The sequence below is a fragment of the Actinomycetospora straminea genome (assembly GCF_028737255.1).
Taxonomy (GTDB): Bacteria; Actinomycetota; Actinomycetes; order Mycobacteriales; family Pseudonocardiaceae; genus Actinomycetospora; species Actinomycetospora straminea.
In genome coordinates this window covers 310,873-332,163 of the sequence record NZ_JAQZAN010000004.1, presented here as the reverse complement: position 1 = coordinate 332,163, position 21,291 = coordinate 310,873, and the positions used below count along the sequence as shown (strand labels likewise).

Sequence of the window (21,291 nt, the reverse complement as noted above, 5' to 3'; positions counted from 1 at the left end):
CCCCGTCGCTGCGCTCGCCCCGGTCCAGTCCCCCGTCGCTGCGCTCGCCCCGGTCACGCGAACCGCTCCCCCGACCCCGGTCGCACGCCCCGGGCCCAGTCCACGGCGGGCATGGGCTTCTTCCCGCCGGGCTGGACGTCGCCGAGCGCGACGGTGGCGGTGGCCGTGCCGACCAGGACCCGCTGGCGCTCGACGCGGATCGAGCCCGGCTCGAGCCCGGCCTCGCCGGTGGTCAGCACGGGGCCGAGCTTGAGGCGGGCGTCGCGGAACGTCGTCCACGCCCCCGGGGCCGGGGTCACGGCGCGGACCAGCCGGTCGACGGCCGGGGCGGGGTGGGTCCAGGGCACGCGGGCGTCGTCGACGGTGATCTTCGGGGCGTACGAGACGCCGTCGGTGGGCTGGGGCACGCCGACGAGCTCGCCGTCCTCGATGCCGTCGAGGGTGTGCTCCAGCAGCCCCGCGCCGGAGGCGGCGAGCCGCTCGAGCAGCGCGCCGGCGGTGTCGTGGCGGCCGATCTCCTCGGTGACCGTGCCGTAGACGGGACCGGTGTCCATGCCCTCCTCGAGCGCGAAGGTGCTCGCGCCGGTGATCTCGTCGCCGGCGCGGATCGCCGCCTGCACCGGCGCGGCGCCCCGCCAGGCCGGGAGCAGCGAGAAGTGCAGGTTGACCCAGCCGTACCGGGGGATGTCGAGGGCCGCGCGGCGCAGCAGGTTGCCGTAGGCGACGACGGGACAGCAGTCGGGGGCGAGGTCGGCGAGCTGCGCCAGGAACTCCGGCTCCGAGGCCTTCGCCGGCGTCAGGACCGGCACGCCGGACTCGTCGGCCAGCGCCCCGACCGGGCTGCGCTGCGGCCGCTTCGACCGCCCGACCGGCGCGTCGGGGCGGGTGACGACGGCGACGACCTCGTGGCGCCCGCTCGCGAGCAGGCGGCGCAGGGACGGCAGGGCGGGCTCGGGCGTGCCCGCGAAGACGACGCGCACGGGCTACAGGGCTCGCCCGAAGAGCGGGTGCGGGCTCGCCTTGACCGTCGGGGGCGCGGCCGGGTCGAACCACGGCGCCTCGCGGATCGCCTTCATCGCCTCGCGGCGGGTCTCGGGGTCGAGCTTGTCGAGGAAGAGGACGCCGTCGAGGTGGTCGGTCTCGTGCTGGATCGCGCGGGCCACGAGCGCGGTGCCCTCGACGGTCTGGGGCTCGCCGTGCAGGTCCCACCCGCTCGCGACGACGTGCTCGAAGCGCCGGCAGTCGAACCGCAGCCCCGGGATCGACAGGCAGCCCTCGGGCCCGAACTGCTCGGTGTCGTCGGCCGCGTTCCACGTCGGGTTGACCATGTGGCCCTCGACGCCGTCGGCGCGGAACACGAACACGCGCAGGCCGACGCCGATCTGCGGCGCCGCGAGGCCCGCGCCGCCCTGGTCGCGCATCGTCTCGTGGAGATCCGCGACAAGGGTGGCGAGCTCGCGGTCGAAGTCGACCACGGGGTCGGCCTTCGTCCGCAGCACGGGGTCGCCGAACAGGCGCAACGGCTGGACGGTCATCGATCCTTCTTCCGGGGGCTCGACCGTCCAGGGTAGTCCCCGCGTCAGGGCTTCCACGCGGGGTCGCGGCCGATGAAGCCGAGCATGCGGGTCTGCGCGTCGGCGTCGTCGGGCACCGGCACGCGCGGGCCGTACTGCCCCGAGGCCCGGATGACCTCCTCCATCTGTTCCATGCCGCCGACCAGGGCGGCGCACTCGTCGGGGTCGAGGCGGTCGTCCTGGCCCGTGGCGCGGGCGAGGTCCCAGGTGTGCATGAAGACGTCGGTCGTGTAGATCATGTCCGTCGCGCCGGCGAGGGTCATCGACCCGAGGTGGGGATTCGCGATCTCCCGATCGGCGCTCTCCGGGTCGTCGAGCAGGGCCTGGACCGCGGCGACCTGGTGGTCCCAGGCGGCGACGGGGTGGTCGTCGGCGCTCGGGCCCGCGGGCAACGGCACGCCCGAACCGGCGAGGAAGCCGGGGAACCACGTCGTCAGGTGCCCGACGACGTCGCGCGCCGTCCAGTCCGGCACCGGCGTCGGGACGGCCCAGTCGGCGGTGCCGTGGACGCGGTCGGTGAAGGCGGCGGCGACGCGGCGGTGGCGGTCGGCCGGGGTCTCGGTCATCGTGGCTCCTCAACCTGGTGGTTGAACAAAGCCTGGCACGGGCCGGTGGCGTGGTCAACCGTGCGGTTGTGCTCGCTAGAGAGGGTCGAGCGGGTCGAGCAGCACGCGCACCGGCTCGCGCTCCTTGCGCGCCGACCGGACGGCCTGCGCGGCGTGCAGCTCCCGCGCGAGGGTCCGGCCCTCGGTGCGCGGGACGCGGACGAGGCAGCGCTCGGCGCCCTCGGTGCGCTCCTCGGCGCCGGGCAGCTTCGTGCCGGGCGGCAGCTCGACGGGACCGAGCACCTCGACCGTCTCGGGGAGGGCCGCGAGCAGGTCGGCGACGGCGGTGGGCGGGCCGTCGACCGCGGCCATGCGCATCGCCGGCGGCAGCGCGAGGTCGGTGCGGGCGGCGAGCTCGGTGGCGGCGTGCCCGACCGGGTCCCAGCGCACCAGCGCCTGCACCGCGGCGTTCGCGGAGTCGGCCAGCACGACGACGCGGCCCCCCTCCGGCGCCGGCCGGACGAGCGCGGCGGCCCCGAACCAGCGCCGCAGCGTCTCCTCCCCCGCCCGCAGCTCGGGCCGGGCGAGCAGCACCGCCCCGTCGAGCAGCAGCGCCGCGCCGTAGCCGCCCTCGGCCACGGGCTCGGCGCCCGGCGTGGCGACGACCAGCGCGGGGCCCGCCGGCACGTGGTCGAGCACCGCCGACCCGCCCCCCGAGGTGCGCACGACCGTCTGCGGGAACGAGCGGCCCAGCTCCTCGGCGGTGCGCTCCGACCCGACGGCCAGGGCCCGCAGCCGCGGGGACCCGCAGGCGCCGCAGCGGTAGCCCGGGTCGGGGTGCCCGCACCAGCGGCAGGTCGGCGCGGCCGCGTCCCCGTGGCTCGGCAGGGCCAGCGGCCCGGCGCAGCGGCGGCAGCGGGCGGGCTCGCGGCAGTTCCCGCACGCCACGGCGGGCAGGTAGCCGCGGCGCGGGACCTGGACGAGGACCGGGGCGCCGGCCGTGAGCGCCGCCCGGGCGGCCTCGAACGCCACCGACGGCACCCGCGCGGCCCGGGCGGCGGGGTCGCGCATCAGCTGCCGGTCGTCCTCGCCGATCGCCGTGACGCGCGGGCCCCGGGCGCGCACGGTGGCGCGGTCGGCGACCACGTCGTGCGCCCAGCCGCTGGCCACGAGCAGCGCCGCCTCGGCCGTGCGCGCGAACCCGGCGACGAGCAGGGCGGCCCCGTCGCGGTGGGCGCGGGTCATGGCGACGTCGCGCGCGTGCGGGTAGGGCGCCCGGGGCTCGGCGTGCGAGTCGTCGCCGTCGTCCCACACCGCGATCAGGCCGGGGTCGCGGACGGGAGCGAACGCGCTGGCGCGGGTGCCGACGACGATGCGCACGTCCCCGCGGGCCACCGCGAGCCAGCGGCGGTAGCGCTCGGCGGGCCCGAGGTCGGCGGCCAGGGCGACGACGGCGTCGGCGCCGGCCACGGCCTCGCAGGCGGCCTGCACGCGGTCCAGGTCGCGCCGGTCGGGCACGACGATCACGGCGCTGCGCCCGCCGGCGGCCGTCGTGGCGGCGGCCTCGGCGAGGCGGGTGGGCCAGTCCTCGCCGGGCAGGGCCTGCCAGACGGCGTGCGCCCCGCGGCCGTCGGCGAGGGCCTCGAGCAGCGCGGGACCGCGGGGGTAGGCGCCCCAGCCGTGCTGCGCGGGCGCGCGGGGGGCCGGGCGCTCGGGGGGCGTCTCGGCCTCGACGCGCGCGTGGCGGGGCGGGACGGCGAGGCGCAGGACGTCGGCGAGCGTGCCGGCGTAGCGGTCGGCGACCGCCCGGCACAGCCCCGCCAGCTCGGGACCGAGCACCGGCTCGGGCGAGACGACCTTCTCCAGCCAGCCCAGGCGGCCCTCGTGCTCGCTGGTGTCCTCGCGCGCGAGCACGAAGCCGTCGACCAGCCGCCCCGCGAAGCGCACCCGCACCCGCGCGCCGGGCACGGCGTCGGCGGCCAGCTGCTCGGGGACCTGGTAGTCGAAGGTGCGGTCGAGGTGCGCGAGGTTCACGTCGACGGCGACCGTCGCCACCGGGCGCTCGGCGGCGGGCAGGCGCTCGTTGCGGAGGGGCTTCGTCGTCGGCGGCGTCGTGGGCTTCGCCGACGGGGCTGCGGGCGCGGGCGGGTCCGGCTTCGCGACGGGCGCCGGCGCCGCGAACAGCGCCTCCCCCGTCTCGCTCACGCGTCCCGGTCTACCAGAACGGCCCGACCGCCCCGTGGCCCTCCGCCGACCCCGGTGATCAGCAGGACGTCAGGCACCTCACCGGCCGCCGACGCGTGCCTGGCGTCCTGGTGATCTCCGCAGCCGCCGGCGCCCGCCCGGCTCCCGGTGGGCTCGCGGTGATCAGGAGGACGTCAGGCACCTCGGGCCCCGCCGGCGCGTGCCTCACGTCCTGCTGATCTCCGACGGACGACGCCGGCCCGGCACCCCGAGCGTGCTGGGGTGCCGGGCCGGCGTGTCGTACTCGCGAGGATGTGGAGATCCTGGCGTTCAACGCCAGCGATGCCGCATCGCTCGTACCGGGTAGTGGCTCAGGTCGCGATCGACTTCAGGGCGTCGGCGCGGTCGGTGCGCTCCCACGGGAGGTCGAGGTCGTCGCGGCCGAAGTGGCCGTACGCCGCGGTCGGCTGGTAGATCGGGCGCAGCAGCTGCAGGTCGCGCACGATCGCACCGGGGCGCAGGTCGAAGACCTCGTGGATCGCCTTCTCGATCTTGGCGGGGTCGGTCTGGGCGGTGCCGAAGGTCTCGACGAACACGCCGACGGGCTCGGCCTTGCCGATCGCGTAGGCGATCTGGACCTCGACGCGCTTGGCCAGGCCGGCGGCCACGACGTTCTTGGCCACCCAGCGCATGGCGTAGGCCGCGGAGCGGTCGACCTTCGACGGGTCCTTGCCCGAGAAGGCGCCGCCGCCGTGGCGGGCGTAGCCGCCGTAGGTGTCGACGATGATCTTGCGGCCCGTCAGGCCGGCGTCGCCCATGGGGCCGCCGGTGACGAAGCGGCCGGTCGGGTTGACCAGGACGCGGGTGTTCGACGAGTCGAGGTCGATGCCCTCGAGCACCGGGTTGATGACCTTCGACCGGATGTCGGGCGCCAGCAGGTTGTCCAGGTCGATGTCGGCGGCGTGCTGCGTCGACAGGACCACGGTGTCCACGCCGACGGGCTTGTCGTCGTCGTAGGCGATGGTGACCTGGGTCTTCCCGTCCGGACGCAGGTACGGCAGCGTGCCGTCGCGACGCACGGCCGTGAGCTTGCGGGCCAGACGGTGGGCCAGCCCGATCGGCAGCGGCATGAGCTCCGGGGTGTCCGCGTCGGCGTAGCCGAACATCAGACCCTGGTCGCCCGCGCCCTGCTTGGCGATCTCGTCCTCGTTGCCCTCGACGCGGGACTCGTAGCCCTCGTCGACGCCCTGGGCGATGTCCTTGGACTGCGCGCCGATCGAGATCGACACGCCGCAGCTCTCGCCGTCGAAGCCCTTGGCCGACGAGTCGTAGCCGATGTCCAGGATGGTCTTGCGGACGATGTCGACGTAGTTGACCTGGGCGTTGGTGGTCACCTCGCCGGCGACGTGCACCTGGCCCGTCGTGACCATCGTCTCGACCGCGACGCGCGACTTCGGGTCCTGCGCCAGCAGGGCGTCCAGGATGCCGTCGCTGACTGCGTCACAGATCTTGTCTGGGTGGCCCTCGGTGACGGATTCGCTGGTGAACAGACGCCTAGCGGGCACAATCTCTCCCTGCCTCGACAATGGGACCCGTCCACACTAACGGCATCCCCGCCGGGCGGGAGGGCGCTGACCTGCCTGAATGCCAAGCCTGTCACAGAACGGTTGTGTTCATGAGCGGAACGTGGGATTGCCCCGTTCAGCGCAGCCGCTCGGCCACCGCGTCCCACACACGCGCCGCGAGGGCGGCCTTCGAGCCCATCGGCAGGGGCTGGGTGGTGCCGTCGGCGCCCAGCAACCAGCCCTCGTTGTCCTCGACCTCGAACGCCTTGCCGACGCCCACGGCGTTGACGACCAGCAGGTCGCAGCCCTTGCGCTCGAGCTTGGCGCGCGCGTACTCGAGCACGCTGCCGTGGTCGTCACCGGTCTCCGCGGCGAACCCGACGACCAGGCGCCGCGGGACGTCCTCGGTGACGAGCTCGCGCAGGATGTCGGGGTTGAACTCGAGCGGGATCGAGGGCGGCTCGTCGCCCTTCTTGATCTTGCCGACGGACAGCGCCGCGGGCCGGAAGTCCGAGACCGCGGCGGCCATGACGACGACGTCGGCCGCCTTCGCCGCGTCGAGCACGGCGTCGCGCATCTCGCGGGTGGTCTGCACCCGGCGCAGCTCGACCGCGGCGGGCGGGTCGAGGTCGGCCGTGGTGCCGGCGACGAGCGTGACCTCGGCGCCCCGCTGGGCGGCGACGCGGGCGAGGGCGTAGCCCTGGCGGCCCGACGACCGGTTGCCCAGCGTGCGCACCGGGTCGAGCGGCTCGGCGGTGCCGCCCGCGGACACGACGACCCGGCGGCCCTCGAGGTCGCGGGGCAGCGGGAAGGGCTCGGCGGTGTCGCCATGGCTCGCGCCCCACTCCAGGAGCAGCCGCGCGAACTCCGCGATCTCCGCCGGCTCGGGCAGGCGGCCCGGCCCCGTGTCCGCGCCGGTCAGGCGCCCGGACGCGGGCTCGAGGACGATCGTCCCGCGGCGGCGCAGGGTCGCCACGTTGTCGACCGTCGCGGGGTGCTCCCACATCTCGGTGTGCATCGCGGGCACCGCCAGCACGGGGCAGCGGGCCGTCAGCAGCGTCGAGGTGAGCAGGTCGTCGGCCCGGCCCTGGACCATGCGGGCGAGCAGGTCGGCCGTCGCGGGGACGAGGACCACCAGCTCGGCGCGCCGCCCGAGGGCCACGTGCTCGACGTCGTACACGTTCTCGAAGACCCCGGACAGGACCGGGCGCCCCGACAGCGCCTCGAAGGTGGCCGCACCGATGAACTCCAGCGCGGCCCGGGTGGCCACCACCTGCACGTGGTGGCCGGCTTCGCGCAGGCGCCGCAGCACCTCGCAGGCCTTGTAGGCGGCGATGCCGCCCGAGACCCCGAGGACGATCTCCCGGGGCCGGTCCGTCGCGGTCACGTCGGGGAGGTCACTCGCCCTCGGTGTGCTCGAGCAGGCCGGAGTGGATCTCGCGCATGGCCACCGACAGCGGCTTCTCGCGCGGGCCCGGCTCGACGAGCGGGCCGACGTACTCGAGCAGCCCCTCGCCCAGCTGGGCGTAGTAGTCGTTGATCTGGCGGGCGCGCTTGGCCGCGTAGATCACCAGCGCGTACTTGGAGCTCACCGTCTCCAGCAGCTCGTCGATCGGGGGGTTGGTGATGCCCTCCGGCCCCTCGAGGATGCTGCCGGCCCGTCCGGTGGGAATGCTCACTCGCTCGCTCCTGCAGAGGTCGCGCCGGACGCGGATCGGTCCGGCGCTGGTGATGAGTCTGTCGGGACGGCCCTCGGGCCGCCGCGTTCTGCGCCGTCGACGGGAGGACCAACGCTCAACTCTACCAACCGGCGTGCGGTCTCCCCGACGTCGTGGTTCACCACGGCGACGTCGAACTCGCTGCGTGCGGCCAGTTCCTCCCGCGCGGTGGCCAGGCGCCGGTCGACGACCTCGGTGGCCTCGGTGCCCCGGCCGATCAGCCGGTCGACCAGGACCTCCCACGACGGCGGCTCGAGGAACACGAACAGCGCGTCCGGCCGCTGCCCGCGCACCGCCCGCGCCCCGGCGAGGTCGAGCTCGAGCAGCACCGGCTCCCCCGCGGCGAGGTGCTCGTCGACGGGGGCGCGTGGCGTGCCCGAGCGGTGCATGCCGCCGTGGATCTCCGCCCACTCGAGCAGCTCGCCCTCGGCGATCATGCGGTTGAACTCGGCCGCCGAGACGAAGTGGTAGTCGCGCCCGTCCACCTCCCCGGGCCGGGCGGCCCGGGTGGTCGCGGAGACGCTGAACCACAGGGGGGCACGGATGCGCCGCAGCTCGGCGACCACCGTGCTCTTCCCGACCCCCGACGGCCCGGCCAGCACCATCAGCCGGCCGGGCCCGTGGGCGGGGTCCCCGCTCATCGACCGGTCACCGGCTCACTCGCCGGAGAACTCGTCGAGCAGTGCCTTGCGCTGCCGTTCGCCCAGACCGCGCAGGCGGCGGCTCGGGGCGATCTCGAGGCGCTCCATGATCTGCTGGGCGCGCACCTTGCCCACACCCGGCATGGCCTCGAGCAGCGCCGAGACCTTCATCTTGCCGAGCACCTCGTCCGAGTCGGCCTGCTCGAGCACCTCCGAGAGGCTGGTGCCTCCCCGCTTGAGCCGCTCCTTGAGCTCGGCCCGGGCACGGCGAGCGGCGGCGGCCTTCTCGAGCGCCGCGGCCCGCTGCTCCTCGGTCAGCTCGGGTAATGCCACGTTCTCCTCCGGGGGTCGTGACGACGGGTCCGGCTCCCCGCAGGGGCGGGCCCGTGGTGGCGATGGGCTTGACGGGTGGTGGCGAACGTACCGCGCGAGGCCGACACCGACAGTCCGTGGGGCGGGAGTGTCCGCAGGTCGGACGCCGGTCGCGCCCACCGGAGCGTGATCTCCGACCATCGGCACCCACGCGACGTGGCTACCCCGTGAGCGTCCCGTTCAGCGCGCCGACCGCAGCTCTCAGCGCTCCGTGGTCGGGGCCCGCGGTGAGCACCTCCCGGGCGCTGACGGGGACGACCGGTCCCCACGCCCCACCCGGTCCGTCCGGCGCGTCCGCCCCGCCGAACACCGCCGCCACGTCGGCCGGCGTGCCGCCCTGCGCGCCGAGGCCGGGCACGAGCACCGGCCCGCCCAGCGCGGAGAGGTCCAGCCCGTGGTCGCGTCCGGTGGTGCCGCGGGTGAGCCCGACGACGACGCCCGCGGCGCCGTCGCCCGGGCCGTCGCGGTGCGCGGCGTTGTGGTCGGCCAGCGCGTCGACGACGGACTGCGCCACCTCGCGCATCCCCCGCGCCGAGCCCCCCGACCCCGCGACCCACGCCTGCGCCGACTGCACCCCGGACGCCTCCGGGTTCGACGTGCGGGCGAGCACGAAGACCCCGCGGCCGGTGGCGACGGCGAGGTCGAGCGCCGGCGCCAGCGCGCCCACGCCCAGGTATGGCGAGAGCGTCACGGCGTCGGCCGCGAGCGGGGCGCCGTCGGCGAGCCACGCCCGGGCGTAGCCCGCCATCGTCGAGCCGATGTCGCCGCGCTTGGCGTCGGCGACGGTGAGCACCCCGGCGTCGCGGGCGTCGGCGAGCACCCGCTCGAGGGCGAGCATCCCGGCGCCGCCGAACACCTCGAACAGCGCCACCTGCGGCTTGAGCAGCGCCACGTGCCCGGCGAGCGCCTCGACCGCGCCGCGCGCGAACCGCTCCACGCCGGCCGCGTCGGCGTCGAGGCCCCACGCCGCGAGCAGGCCCGGGTGCGGGTCGATCCCGACGCACAGGGGCCCGTGCTTCGCGACCGCCTCGCGCAGCCGCGCGCGGAAGCCGATCACGAGCCGCCCACCGCCACCGGGGCGGCCACCTCGGGCTCGGCCGGGCCCGGCGCCGCCCCCTGCTGCGCCCCCTGCCGTGCCGCCGCCAGGCGCGCGTGGAAGGTCTGCAGCGGCGTCACGCCGACCTCGCCGCGCATCGCGGCCTCGACCGCCTGCACGGCCGCCGCGGCGCCCTGGACGGTGGTGACGCACGGGACGCCGACGTCCAGGCACGCCGCGCGGATCTCGTAGCCGTCGACGCGTGGGCCGGCGTGCCCGACCGGGGTGTTGACGACGAGGTCGACCTCGCCGGCCGCGATGCGGTCGACGATGTTGTCGGAGCCCTCGAAGTGCTTGCGGACCACCTCGCAGGCGATGCCGTTGCGCTCGAGCACGCTCGCGGTGCCGGCCGTCGCGAGGATCGCGAAGCCCAGGTCGGCGAGGCGCTTGACCGGGAAGATCAGCGAGCGCTTGTCGCGGTTGGCCACCGAGACGAACACGTTGCCCCGTGCGGGCAGCGGTCCCGACGCCGCGGCCTGCGCCTTCGCGAACGCGGTGGAGAAGGCCCGGTCGATGCCCATGACCTCGCCCGTCGACTTCATCTCCGGGCTGAGCAGCGAGTCGACCCCGCGGCCGTCGGGGCGGCGGAACCGGTGGAACGGCAGCACCGCCTCCTTGACCGCGACGGGGTGCTCGCGCGGCAGGTCCGTGCCGTCGCCGGCCGGCGGCAGCACGCCCTCGGCGCGCAGCTGCGCGATCGTCGCGCCCAGCATCACCCGCGACGCGGCGCCGGCCAGCGGCACCCCGGTGGCCTTCGAGACGAACGGGACGGTGCGCGACGCCCGCGGGTTGGCCTCGAGCACGAACAGCACGTCGTCCTTGAGCGCGTACTGGACGTTCATGAGGCCCCGCACCCCGAGCCGGCGGGCCAGCGCGACCGTCGACTCGCGCACGGTCGCGAGGTCCGCGACCCCGAGCGTGATCGGCGGCAGCGCGCACGACGAGTCGCCGGAGTGCACCCCGGCCTCCTCGATGTGCTCCATGACCCCGCCGAGGTAGACCTCGCCCTCGGCGTCGCACAGCGCGTCCACGTCGATCTCGATGGCGTCGTCGAGGAAGCGGTCGACGAGCACCGGGTGGTCGGGGGTGACCTCGGTGGCGCGGGCGATGTAGTCGCGCAGGGTCTCGTCGTCGTAGACGATCTCCATGCCGCGCCCGCCCAGCACGTACGACGGGCGCACGAGCACCGGGTAGCCGATCGTCGCCGCGATCTCGCGGGCGCCGTCGAAGCTGGTCGCGGTGCCGTAGGGCGGGGCCGGCAGGTCGGCGTCGGCCAGCACGCGGCCGAACGCACCGCGGGACTCGGCGAGGTCGATCGCCGCGGGCGGCGTCCCGACGACCGGCACCCCGGCCGCCTCGAGCCCGGCCGCGAGCTTGAGCGGCGTCTGCCCGCCGAGCTGCACGACCACGCCGACCAGCCCCGGCCCGCCACGGCCGCTCTCCTGCTCGGCGTGCACGACCTCGAGCACGTCCTCCTCGGTGAGCGGCTCGAAGTACAGGCGGTCGGAGGTGTCGTAGTCGGTGGAGACCGTCTCGGGGTTGCAGTTGAGCATCACGGTCTCGAAGCCCGCCGCCCGCAGGCTCGTGGCCGCGTGCACGCAGGAGTAGTCGAACTCGATGCCCTGCCCGATCCGGTTCGGCCCCGAGCCCAGGATGATGACCTTGGGGCGCTCGGTCTGCGGCTCGACCTCGGTCTCGGCCGCGGGGTCGGACTCGTAGGCCGAGTAGTGGTACGGCGTCCGGGCCTCGAACTCGGCGGCGCACGTGTCGACGGTCTTGTAGACCGGCCGCACGCCCAGGCGCCGTCGCAGCGCCCGCACGCCCTGCTCGCCGGCGAGCTCGGGGCGCACCGCGGCGACCTGGGCGTCGGAGAGCCCGGAGCGCTTGGCCCGCCGCAGCAGCGCCTCGTCGAGCACCGGGGCGTCGGCGAGCTCGGCGCGCAGCGCGACCAGGCCCTCGATCTGCTCGACGAACCACGCGTCGATGCCCGAGGCCTCGCTGACCTGCGCGACGCTCGCGCCCCGGCGCAGCGCGCGCTCGACGGCGTAGAGCCGCCCGTCGCGGGGCAGCGACGCCTGGTGCAGCGCCTCGTCCACCGTCTCGTCGCCCGGGTCCGGCGTCGTCCAGAAGCTCAGCGCCGCGGTCTCCGCCGAGCGCAGCGCCTTGTTCAGCGCCTCCGGGAAGCTGCGGCCCAGCGCCATCGCCTCGCCGACCGACTTCATCGTCGTGGTCAGCGTCGGGTCGGCACCCGGGAACTTCTCGAACGCGAACCGCGGCACCTTGACCACGACGTAGTCAAGCGTCGGCTCGAAGCTCGCCGGGGTCTCGCCGGTGATGTCGTTGGTGATCTCGTCGAGGGTGTAGCCGACGGCCAGCCGCGCGGCGATCTTCGCGATCGGGAAGCCGGTGGCCTTGGACGCCAGCGCCGACGAGCGCGAGACGCGCGGGTTCATCTCGATGACGACCAGGCGCCCGGTGGTCGGGTGGATGGCGAACTGGATGTTGCAGCCGCCGGTCTCGACGCCCACCTCGCGCAGTACGGCGATGCCGGTGTCGCGCATGACCTGGTACTCGCGGTCGGTCAGCGTCATCGCCGGCGCGACGGTCACCGAGTCGCCGGTGTGCACGCCCATCGGGTCGATGTTCTCGATCGAGCACACGACGACGACGTTGTCCTTGCCGTCGCGCATGAGCTCGAGCTCGAACTCCTTCCAGCCGAGCACCGACTCCTCGATGAGCACCTCGTGCACCGGGCTCGCGGCGAGGCCCGTGCCGGCCAGGCGCTCGAGCTCGTCGTGGGTGTACGCCAGGCCGGAGCCGAGCCCGCCCATGGTGAAGCTGGGCCGGATGACGACGGGCAGCCCGACCTCGGCGACGGTCGCGCGCACCTCGTCCATCGAGTGGCAGACCTCGCTGCGCGGGACGTCGCCGCCGATCGAGCGGACGATCTCCTTGAACTTCAGCCGGTCCTCGCCGCGCTGGATCGCGTCGATGTCCGCGCCGATCAGCTCGACGCCGTGGCGCTCGAGCACGCCGGCGTCGTGCAGGGCGATCGCGGTGTTCAGGGCCGTCTGGCCGCCGAGGGTGGCGAGCAGGGCGTCCGGACGCTCGGCCTCGATGACCTTGGTGACGTGCTCGACGGTGATCGGCTCGACGTAGGTGGCGTCGGCGATCTCCGGGTCGGTCATGATCGTCGCGGGGTTGGAGTTGACCAGCGAGACGCGCAGGCCCTCCTCCCGCAGCACGCGGCACGCCTGGGTGCCCGAGTAGTCGAACTCGGCGGCCTGCCCGATGACGATCGGCCCGGAGCCGATGACCAGGACGTGGTGGATGTCGTCGCGGCGCGGCATCAGTTCTTCCCCATCAGGTCCGCGAACCGGTCGAAGAGGCCCGCGGCGTCGTGCGGACCGGCCGCCGCCTCCGGGTGGTACTGCACGCTGAACGCGGGCACGTCCTCGCAGGTCACGCCCTCGACGGTGCCGTCGTTCGGGCACGAGTGGCTCAGGTGCACCGTGCCGGCGGGCGAGCCCACCCGCGCGCCCGGCTCCCCCGCCACCGCGAAGCCGTGGTTCTGGCTCGTGATCGCGACTGTGCCGGTGGTGTGGTCGACGACCGGGATGTTGATCCCCCGGTGGCCGTAGCGCATCTTGTACGTCTCCAGGCCCAGGGCGCGGGAGAGGATCTGGTTGCCGAAGCAGATGCCGAACAGCGGCACCTCGCGGCGCAGGACCTCCGCGGTGAGGTCGACGGCGTGCACCGCCGTCGCCGGGTCGCCCGGGCCGTTGGAGAGGAACACCCCGTCCGGCGCGCCGTCGAGGAGCTCGTCGATCGTCGCGGTCGAGGGCAGCACGCGGGTCTCGATGCCGCGCTCGGCGAGCATCCGCGGCGTGTTCGCCTTGATGCCGAGGTCCAGCGCCGCCACGCGGAAGCGGGTCTCGCCGACCGCCGGGACCGTGTAGGCCTCGCCCGTCGTCACCGCGCCCGCGAGGTCCGCGCCCGTCATCGCCGGGCTGTCGAGCACCTCGGCGCGCATCGACGTCGCGTCGGCCAGCGCGTCGCCGGAGAAGATGCCGGCGCGCATCGAGCCGGCCTCGCGCAGCCGCCGCGTGATCGCCCGGGTGTCGACGCCGGCGAGCCCGACCACGCCCTGGCGGGCGAGCTCCTCGGCCAGGTCGCGCTGGGAGCGCCAGTTCGACGGGCGCCGGGCCGGGTCGCGCACGACGTAGCCGGCGACCTGGATGCGCGCGGACTCGTCGTCCTCGTCGTTCCACCCGGTGTTGCCGATGTGCGGCGCCGTGGCCACGACGATCTGCCGGTGGTAGCTGGGGTCGGTCAGCGTCTCCTGGTAGCCGGTCATCCCGGTGGCGAACACCGCCTCGCCCAGCGTGCGCCCGCGGGCGCCGAAGGCCTCGCCGCGGTGGACGCTGCCGTCCTCCAGCACGAGCACGGCCTCATCCATGTCCCTGCACCTCTCCGTCCTGCACCTTGCCGTCCCGCACCGTCCACCGGCCCCGCAGCATGGTGTGCACCACGGACACCGGCATCTCCATCCCCTCGTACGGGGTGTTGTCCGCCCGGCTGGCGAGCTCCGCGCCGCGCACCGTCCACGCGGCGTCCGGGTCGACGAGCGCGAGGTTCGCGGGCTCCCCGGGCGTCAGCGGACGCCCCTGGTCGGTCAGCCCCGCGATGCGCGCCGGTGCCTCGCTGCACACGCGCGCCACGCCGCGCCAGTCGAGCAGGCCCGTGGCGACCATCGTCGTCACCACCACCGGCAGCGCGGTCTGCAGCCCCAGCATGCCGGGCCGCGCCGCTGACCACTCGCAGTCCTTGGCCTCCACCGCGTGCGGCGCGTGGTCGGTGGCGACGCAGTCGACGGTGCCGTCGGCGAGCGCCCGGCGCAGCGCCTCGGTGTCCGCCGCCGGGCGCAGCGGCGGGTTGACCTTGTGCACCGGGTCGTAGTCCTGCACCGCGGTGTCGGTGAGCAGCAGGTGGTGGGGCGTGACCTCGGCGGACACGCGCACCTCGTAGTGCTCGCGCGCCCACCGCAGGACCGCCGCCGACCGGGCCGTCGAGAGGTGGCAGACGTGCAGGCGCGCGCCCGCCGTCGCGGCGAGCATGACGTCGCGGGCGACGATCGACTCCTCGGCCGTCGGGTCCCACCCCGCGAGCCCGAGGCGCGCCGCGACCGGGCCCTCGTGCGCCTGGGCGCCGACCGTGAGCCGGTGGTCCTCGGCGTGCTGGGCGACGACGGCGTCGAGCGCGCGGGCGTACTCGAGCGCCCGGCGCATCACCAGCGGGTCGTTCACGCAGCGCCCGTCGTCGGAGAACATCCGCACCCCGGCGGGCGAGGCCGCCATCATGCCCATCTCGGCGAGGCGCTCCCCGCCGAGCCCGACGGTGACCGCGCCGACCGGGTGGACGTCGACCAGCCCGACCTCGCGCCCGCGCCGCCACACGTGCTCGACGACGACCGGCGAGTCGGCCACCGGGTCGGTGTTGGGCATCGCGAACACCGCGGTGTAGCCGCCGAGGGCCGCGGCCGCCGAGCCGGTGGCGACGGTCTCGGCCTCCTCGCCGCCGGGCTCGCGCAGGTGCGTGTGCAGGTCGACCAGGCCGGGCAGGGCGATCAGCCCGCCGGCGTCGACGATCTCGTCGGGGTCGTCCACCGGTTCCGCGAGGACCCCGTCGCGGACGTACAGGTCGGTGGGGTCCTCGCCGTAGGGGCGGACGCCCGCGATCCTCGTGGTGCTCACGCCACGTCCTCTCCGGCCAGCAGGTGGTAGAGCACGGCCATCCGCACGTGGACCCCGGCGGTGACCTGCTCGGCGATGGCGGCCCGGCCCGAGTCGGCGACCGAGCTCGCGATCTCCATGCCCCGCACCGCCGGCCCCGGGTGCAGGACGACGGCGTGGTCGGGCAGCCGGTCGGCGCGCTGCTGCGAGAGCCCGAAGCGCACCGCGTACTCGCGCGCCGAGGGGAAGAAGGCGCCGTGCATGCGCTCGGCCTGCACGCGCAGCATCATCACGGCGTCGGGACCGGTCGCGATCGTCGCGTCGAGGTCGTGGGAGGTCGTGACCGGCCAGTCGCCGACCCCGACCGGCAGCAGCGTCGGCGGCGACACCAGCGTCACCCGCGCGCCGAGGGTGGCGAGCAGGTGGGCGTTGGAGCGCGCGACGCGGCTGTGCAGGACGTCGCCGACGATCGCGACGTGCGCGCCCTCGATCCGCCCGAGCCGCCCGCGCAGGGTCGCGGCGTCGAGCAGCGCCTGGGTCGGGTGCTCGTGGGTGCCGTCGCCGGCGTTGACCACCGCGACGTGGCCCTCGCCCCCCAGGTGGGAGTGCCCGACGCGGTCGAGCCAGGCGGCGATGCGGTGCGGCGCGCCCGAGGCGGGGTGGCGCACGATCAGGCAGTCGGCGCCCGCGGCCCCGAGCGTCGCGGCGGTGTCGCGCAGGGACTCGCCCTTGCTGACCGAGCTGGCGGAGGCGCTGACGTTGATCGTGTCGGCGCTCATCCACTTGCCCGCGACCTCGAACGACACGCGGGTGCGGGTGGAGTTCTCGTAGAAGAGGGTGACGACCGTGCGCCCGCGCAGCGTCGGCAGCTTGCGCACCGCGCGGCCGGTCAGCGCCTGCTCCATGCCCGCGGCCGTGTCGAGGAGGGCCTCGGCCTGCTCGCGGCGCAGCCCCTCGGTGGAGAGCAGGTGGCGCAGGCCGATCCCGGTGCTCGTGCTCATCGCAGGCTCACCCCGTCCTCGCCGTCGACCTCGACCAGGCGCACGGCCACGTCCTCGGACCGGTTGGTCGGCACGTTCTTGCCGACGTAGTCCGCGCGGATCGGCAGCTCGCGGTGGCCGCGGTCGACGAGGACCGCGAGCTGGACCGCGCGCGGGCGGCCGTGGTCGCGCAGGGCGTCGAGCGCCGCGCGCACCGTGCGCCCGGAGAACAGGACGTCGTCGACGAGCACGACCACCGCGTCGTCGATGCCGCCCGGCGGCAGCTCGGTCTCCGCGAGCGCGCGGGTGGGACGCAGCCGCAGGTCGTCGCGGTAGAGGGTGGGGTCGAGGGTGCCGGTCGGCACCACGGCCCCGGTGATCTCGCCGATGCGCTCGGCGAGCCGGCGCGCGAGGTAGGTGCCGCGGGTCGGCAGGCCCAGCAGGACGACCGGAGCGGTACCGCCATCGGGGGCGGTGCGTTCGATGATCTCGTGGGCGACGCGGGCCACGGTGCGCGCGAGATCGGCCGCCGACAGGAGCTCGCGCTCACCCTCGGCACTCGCGCCACCCGACCCGGATGCGCCGCGACGCCGTGACGGCACGCGGGCGACCCTCCTTCTCCGCCTCGCCGGACGGCTCTTAAAGGATGTCGGTCAGGACTGTCTCCGACACTATCAGCGACGACGCGCCGATCTCCGGGCGCCCGTGTGACCCTCGTCGTCGCCCTGCTCCGACCGAGGCACTACGCGCCGTGGTCCGTGCCCGGACGGAGTGCCGAGAGCCACACCGGCGACGATCCGCCCGATCCTCGGCTTGACCATGCGACGACCCGGGGCGCATCATCACTCTCCGTATCGACTTCGCTGGGTGCACGGGCGGGGCGAGCCGGGCGACGCGAGAGGACGGGGTGTCCGCCAGATGGGTGACTACGCGAAGGCGCTGGGGTCCAAGCTCCGGGGCATCCGCCAGCAGCAGGGTCTGTCGCTGCACGGCGTCGAGCAGAAGTCGGGCGGCCGGTGGAAGGCCGTCGTGGTCGGGTCGTACGAGCGCGGCGACCGCGCCGTGACCGTGCAGAAGCTCGCCGAGCTCGCCGACTTCTACGGCGTCCCCGTGGCCGAGCTGCTGCCCGAGGGCCGCGTGCCCTCCGGGTCGGAGCCGGCCGCCAAGATCGTCATCAACCTCGAGCGGCTGCAGCAGCTGCCCGCCGAGAAGGCCGGGCCGCTCGCCCGCTACGCGGCGGCGATCCAGAGCCAGCGCGGCGACTACAACGGCAAGGTCCTCTCGATCCGCAACGAGGACCTGCGCTCGCTCGCGATCATCTACGACATGAGCCCGGGTGAGCTGTCCGACCAGCTCGTGGACTGGGGTGTCCTGCCGCCCGAGGCGCGCGTCGCCCGGGCGATGGACGAGTAGGGGCTGCCACGACGCAGCGAACGCGCTGTTCGCTGCTTCTACGCGCACGAACGCCCCGTTCGCGCGCGCCGGTCACCCCTCGCGCGGCTCGTCGTCGGCGGGCGCCTGCTCGTCCGCCGGCGCCAGCTCGACGCCCGCCGGGACCTCGACGCGGTCGGGGCTCGGCGGCGCCACCGTGCCCGGACGCCCCGACGACACCCCCGCCAGCACCCCGTTGACGAACCGCGGCGAGTCGTCGGTCGACAGCTCGCGGGCGAGGTCGATGGCCTCGTCGATGGCGACCGGGTCGGGCACGTCCTCCGACCAGCGGATCTCGAACACCCCGATCCGCAGGATCATCCGGTCGACCGCCGGCATGCGCGCCATCGTCCAGCCCCGCGAGTACGACGCGATGACCTCGTCGATCTCGTCGCGGTGCGCGACGACGCCCTCGACCAGCGAGGCGGCGAAGTCCGACACCGGCGGCGCGTCGGCGCCCGCGATGCGCCGGGCGAGGACTTCCTGGGCGTCCTCGCCCCGGGCCTCGGACTCGAAGAGGATGTCGAGGGCCCGCTTGCGGGCCTTCGAGCGGGAGCCCTTGCGGGGCTCGGCTCCGCTGCGTGTCACCTAGCTGCTCACGCGACCCAGGTAGCGGCCGTCGCGGGTGTCGACCTTGACCTTGGTGCCCGTCTCGAGGAACAGCGGGACCTGGATCTCCGCGCCCGTCGACACCGTGGCCGGCTTCGTGCCGCCGGTCGAACGGTCGCCCTGCACGCCCGGGTCGGTGTGGGTGATCTCGAGCTCGACCGAGGCCGGGAGCTCGATGTAGAGCGGCGCGCCGTCGTTGAACGACACCTGCACCTCCTGGTTCTCCAGGAGGAAGCGGGACTGGTCGCCGACGGTCGCGGCGTTCACCGGCACCTGCTCGTAGTCGGCGGCGTCCATGAAGATGAAGTCGTCGCCGTCGCGGTAGAGGTAGGTCATGTCGCGCCGGTCGACGTTCGCGGTCTCGACCTTGGTGCCCGCGTTGAAGGTCTTGTCGACGACCTTGCCGGTCATGACGTTCTTCAGCGTCGTGCGGACGAAGGCCCCGCCCTTGCCGGGCTTGACGTGCTGGAACTCGGTGACGGTCCAGAGGTTGCCGTCGATCCGCAGCACGAGGCCGTTCTTCAGGTCGTTCGTCGTCGCCACGGGAGCGCTCTCTCCTACGGGTCGTCCCGGAACTCGAGATCCCGGGGGCTCTGCGTGAGGGGCACGGCACCGTCGTCGGTGACGACGAGCGTGTCCTCGATCCGGACCCCGCCCCGCCCGGCCAGGTACACCCCCGGCTCGACGGTGACCGTCATGCCCGTCTCCAGGGTAGCGGTCGCGGTCGCGGACACCGCCGGAGCCTCGTGGATGACGAGCCCGACGCCGTGGCCGAGACCGTGCACGAAGTGCTCGCCGAACCCCGCCGCGGTGATGACGTCGCGCGCCGCGGCGTCGACGTCGCGGGTGGCGACGCCCGGGGCCAGCGCCGCGCGCCCGGCCGCGGCCGCCTCGGCGACGAGGGCGTGGAGGTCGCGCTGCCAGTCCTCGGGGGCGCCGATGAGGACCGTGCGGGTCATGTCGGAGTGGTAGCCGTCGACGAGCGCGCCGAAGTCCATGGTCAGCAGGTCGCCGTCGGCCAGCGGCGCGTCGGTGGGGCGGTGGTGCGGGATCGCGGCGTGGGCGCCGGCCGCGACGATCGAGTCGAACGAGGGCCCCTCCGCGCCGGCCTCGCGCATGCGCTCCTCGAGGTCGCGGGCCACCTCGCGCTCGGTGCGCCCGGGGGCCAGGCCGCCGGCCGTGATCATCCCGACCAGCGCGACGTCCGCGGCCGCGCACGCCTGGCGCAGCGCGTCGACCTCGCCGGCGTCCTTGACCGCTCGCAGGGTCTCGACGAGGCCCGGCGCACGCCGCAGCTCGCCGTGCTCCAGCACCGTGAGCAGGTCGGCGTGCCCGTCGACGGTGACGTGGGCGCTGTCGAAGCCGACGGTGCCGGCCCTGCCCTCGCCGCGGCGCAGCAGGGCCGGGGCGCACGCCCGCTCGACGAGGACCGGGAGGTCGGGGGTCTGGGCGGCGGCCTGGGTGGTGTAGCGGCCGTCGGTGGCGAGCACCGTGCGGTCCTCGCCGCGGTCGGCCTCGTCGTCGGCGTGGACCAGCAGCGCCGCGTTCGAGCCGGTGAAGCCGGTCAGGTAGCGGACGTTGACCAGATCGGTGACGAGCAGCGCGTCCAGACCGGCCTCGCGCAGGAGCCGGCGCAGCGCGTCACGGCGCCGCGCGTGCCCGCCGGGCGCGCGCTCCGGACGGGTGGGCTCCACACCCGTCAGCGTAGAAGAGGGCGGGTCGTACGGTGTCCGTGTGCTCCCCGCCTCGGTCCGGTTGCGTCCCTGGGCTCTGCGCGCGCTCGTGCTGACCCCCGTGTTCGGCGTCGCGCAGGCGGCGTTCGTGGCCCTGCGGTCCTGGTCACCCGACATGCTGCGGCTCTGGAGCGTCCTGTTGCTCCTGGTCGTCGCGGCGATCGTGATCGCTTGGGTGGGCGCGGAGATCGTGCTCGACCGGCGACCGCCGGAGTGGACCTGGTTCTTCGCCGCGCTGGCCACGGCGCCGAGTGCCGGACTGCTGAGCTGGATCCTGCTCGCCCTGTTCGTCGACGACACCGGCGTGGCCGACCTCCAGTCGGCGCTCGTCGGGCGGGCGTCGTTCACCGCGCTGCTGATCCTCGCCGCGGTGTTCGTCGGGTCCCGGCTGGGCTGGCTGTCGATGCGCCGCCACGGCGAGGGCGCCGACGACCCGATGCTCGACGCCGACGACGACGCCGTCGCCGCCCAGGCGGCGCTCGACCGCGCCGACGTCATGCCCGACCCCCGCGCCCCCTCGGCCGCCCGCGCCGCGGCGCGCGTGGGCGTCGTCCCGACCACCGCCCGCCCGGCCGAGCCGGCGGTGGCGGGTGTGCGCACGCCGCGGCGGCGCTCGCCGGAGCGGGTGCCGGCGGGTGTCGAGGTGGCGGGTTCGGGGGCCGGAGGTCCCGGGGTCGGAGGTCCCGGGGTCGCGGGCCCCGAGGTCGCGGGTCCCGAGATCGCCGAGCGGGAGCGGATGCCGGAGGCGCCGCGCCTGGCCGGCCAGCGGCGGGTGTCGACGGTCCGTCCGGCTGGTGGCGACGTGTCGTCGCCGTTCGGGCCGGATCCGGCGGGGCACGGCTCGACGGGGTTGGGGTCGGCGGGTCGGTCCGCCGACGTCCCCGAGTCGATGGAGCCGCCGGTGGTGGCGGTCCTGCCCGCGTTCCCGCGCCCGGGCGGCCCGCTCGACCCGACCGGCAGCCAGCCCGCGGTGGACGCCTCGGACCTGGACGACCGGGGCCATCGCGGCGGCGGCGAACCGGCCGAGCCCGCCGAGACGGAGCGGGGCCCGCGACGCAAGTTCGGGCTGCGGCGGCCGAAGAGCTGAGGCGTCCGCGCCTGCGTCCTGCCT

At 75.1% G+C, this 21,291-nt stretch carries 19 protein-coding genes and 1 pseudogene; 2 read left to right on the top strand and 18 right to left on the bottom strand.

The features are described 5' to 3' along the window. Positions 1 to 53: 53 nt before the first annotated feature. The 15 genes from fmt to pyrR all read right to left on the bottom strand — a co-directional run bounded on the left by fmt (position 54) and on the right by pyrR (position 17,009). Positions 54 to 980, bottom strand: a complete 927-nt coding sequence (gene fmt, locus PH190_RS08955) for a methionyl-tRNA formyltransferase (protein WP_274231139.1) — start codon at positions 978 to 980, stop codon at positions 54 to 56. Positions 981 to 983: 3 nt separating this feature from the next. Then, entirely contained in the window at positions 984 to 1,535 is a 552-nt protein-coding gene (def, locus tag PH190_RS08950; RefSeq protein ID WP_274231138.1) for a peptide deformylase, read from the bottom strand. A gap of 44 nt (positions 1,536 to 1,579) precedes the next feature. Then, a complete protein-coding gene (locus PH190_RS08945; RefSeq protein ID WP_274231137.1) occupies positions 1,580 to 2,140 on the bottom strand; it encodes a TIGR03086 family metal-binding protein in 561 nt (186 codons plus the stop codon). A 75-nt stretch (positions 2,141 to 2,215) separates the two neighbouring features. Then, positions 2,216 to 4,324 (bottom strand): primosomal protein N', encoded by a 2,109-nt coding sequence (locus tag PH190_RS08940; RefSeq protein ID WP_420791607.1) that lies wholly within the window; start codon positions 4,322 to 4,324, stop codon positions 2,216 to 2,218. A 350-nt stretch (positions 4,325 to 4,674) separates the two neighbouring features. Next, entirely contained in the window at positions 4,675 to 5,871 is a 1,197-nt protein-coding gene (gene metK / locus PH190_RS08935) for a methionine adenosyltransferase (protein WP_274231156.1), read from the bottom strand. A 133-nt stretch (positions 5,872 to 6,004) separates the two neighbouring features. Further along, positions 6,005 to 7,255 (bottom strand): bifunctional phosphopantothenoylcysteine decarboxylase/phosphopantothenate--cysteine ligase CoaBC, encoded by a 1,251-nt coding sequence (coaBC, locus tag PH190_RS08930; protein WP_274231136.1) that lies wholly within the window; start codon positions 7,253 to 7,255, stop codon positions 6,005 to 6,007. A 10-nt stretch (positions 7,256 to 7,265) separates the two neighbouring features. After that, positions 7,266 to 7,547, bottom strand: a complete 282-nt coding sequence (rpoZ, locus tag PH190_RS08925; protein WP_274199273.1) for a DNA-directed RNA polymerase subunit omega — start codon at positions 7,545 to 7,547, stop codon at positions 7,266 to 7,268. After that, a complete protein-coding gene (gene gmk / locus PH190_RS08920) occupies positions 7,544 to 8,227 on the bottom strand; it encodes a guanylate kinase (protein ID WP_274231135.1) in 684 nt (227 codons plus the stop codon). Before gmk ends, rpoZ begins: the two co-directional genes overlap by 4 nt. A 15-nt stretch (positions 8,228 to 8,242) precedes the next feature. After that, a complete protein-coding gene (gene mihF, locus PH190_RS08915; RefSeq protein ID WP_133830239.1) occupies positions 8,243 to 8,560 on the bottom strand; it encodes an integration host factor, actinobacterial type in 318 nt (105 codons plus the stop codon). A gap of 199 nt (positions 8,561 to 8,759) precedes the next feature. After that, positions 8,760 to 9,656, bottom strand: a complete 897-nt coding sequence (gene pyrF, locus PH190_RS08910; protein WP_274231134.1) for an orotidine-5'-phosphate decarboxylase — start codon at positions 9,654 to 9,656, stop codon at positions 8,760 to 8,762. Then, positions 9,653 to 13,045: a carbamoyl-phosphate synthase large subunit gene (carB, locus tag PH190_RS08905; RefSeq protein ID WP_274231133.1), complete on the bottom strand. Its 3,393-nt coding sequence runs from the start codon at positions 13,043 to 13,045 to the stop codon at positions 9,653 to 9,655. Before carB ends, pyrF begins: the two co-directional genes overlap by 4 nt. Further along, positions 13,045 to 14,154, bottom strand: a complete 1,110-nt coding sequence (carA, locus tag PH190_RS08900; protein ID WP_274231132.1) for a glutamine-hydrolyzing carbamoyl-phosphate synthase small subunit — start codon at positions 14,152 to 14,154, stop codon at positions 13,045 to 13,047. The genes carB and carA overlap by 1 nt, the downstream gene beginning before the upstream one ends. Further along, positions 14,147 to 15,448: a dihydroorotase gene (locus PH190_RS08895; protein ID WP_274231131.1), complete on the bottom strand. Its 1,302-nt coding sequence runs from the start codon at positions 15,446 to 15,448 to the stop codon at positions 14,147 to 14,149. Before PH190_RS08895 ends, carA begins: the two co-directional genes overlap by 8 nt. Continuing rightward, positions 15,445 to 16,404, bottom strand: a complete 960-nt coding sequence (locus tag PH190_RS08890) for an aspartate carbamoyltransferase catalytic subunit (protein WP_274231155.1) — start codon at positions 16,402 to 16,404, stop codon at positions 15,445 to 15,447. The genes PH190_RS08895 and PH190_RS08890 overlap by 4 nt, the downstream gene beginning before the upstream one ends. Before the next feature lie 20 nt (positions 16,405 to 16,424). Continuing rightward, a complete protein-coding gene (gene pyrR / locus PH190_RS08885; protein WP_274231130.1) occupies positions 16,425 to 17,009 on the bottom strand; it encodes a bifunctional pyr operon transcriptional regulator/uracil phosphoribosyltransferase PyrR in 585 nt (194 codons plus the stop codon). 316 nt (positions 17,010 to 17,325) lie between these two features. On the opposite strand from pyrR, the gene bldD reads away from it, so the two are divergent. Next, the gene (gene bldD / locus PH190_RS08880) at positions 17,326 to 17,820 is read left to right on the top strand and encodes a transcriptional regulator BldD (RefSeq protein WP_133830245.1); all 495 of its coding nucleotides are present in this window, start codon (positions 17,326 to 17,328) and stop codon (positions 17,818 to 17,820) included. 156 nt (positions 17,821 to 17,976) lie between these two features. On the opposite strand, the pseudogene nusB reads toward bldD, so the two are convergent. The 3 genes and pseudogenes from nusB to PH190_RS08865 all read right to left on the bottom strand — a co-directional run. Further along, positions 17,977 to 18,426: pseudogene (gene nusB / locus PH190_RS08875) on the bottom strand (transcription antitermination factor NusB); the annotation flags it as partial. After that, positions 18,427 to 18,990: an elongation factor P gene (gene efp / locus PH190_RS08870; RefSeq protein ID WP_274231128.1), complete on the bottom strand. Its 564-nt coding sequence runs from the start codon at positions 18,988 to 18,990 to the stop codon at positions 18,427 to 18,429. 14 nt (positions 18,991 to 19,004) lie between these two features. Further along, complete coding sequence (locus PH190_RS08865) at positions 19,005 to 20,141, bottom strand: M24 family metallopeptidase (RefSeq protein ID WP_274231127.1); 1,137 nt, start codon at positions 20,139 to 20,141, stop codon at positions 19,005 to 19,007. Positions 20,142 to 20,181: 40 nt separating this feature from the next. On the opposite strand from PH190_RS08865, the gene PH190_RS08860 reads away from it, so the two are divergent. Further along, positions 20,182 to 21,267 carry a hypothetical protein gene (locus PH190_RS08860; RefSeq protein WP_274231126.1) on the top strand — a complete coding sequence of 362 codons (1,086 nt, stop codon included), beginning with the start codon at positions 20,182 to 20,184 and terminating at the stop codon, positions 21,265 to 21,267. Positions 21,268 to 21,291 lie beyond the last annotated feature (24 nt).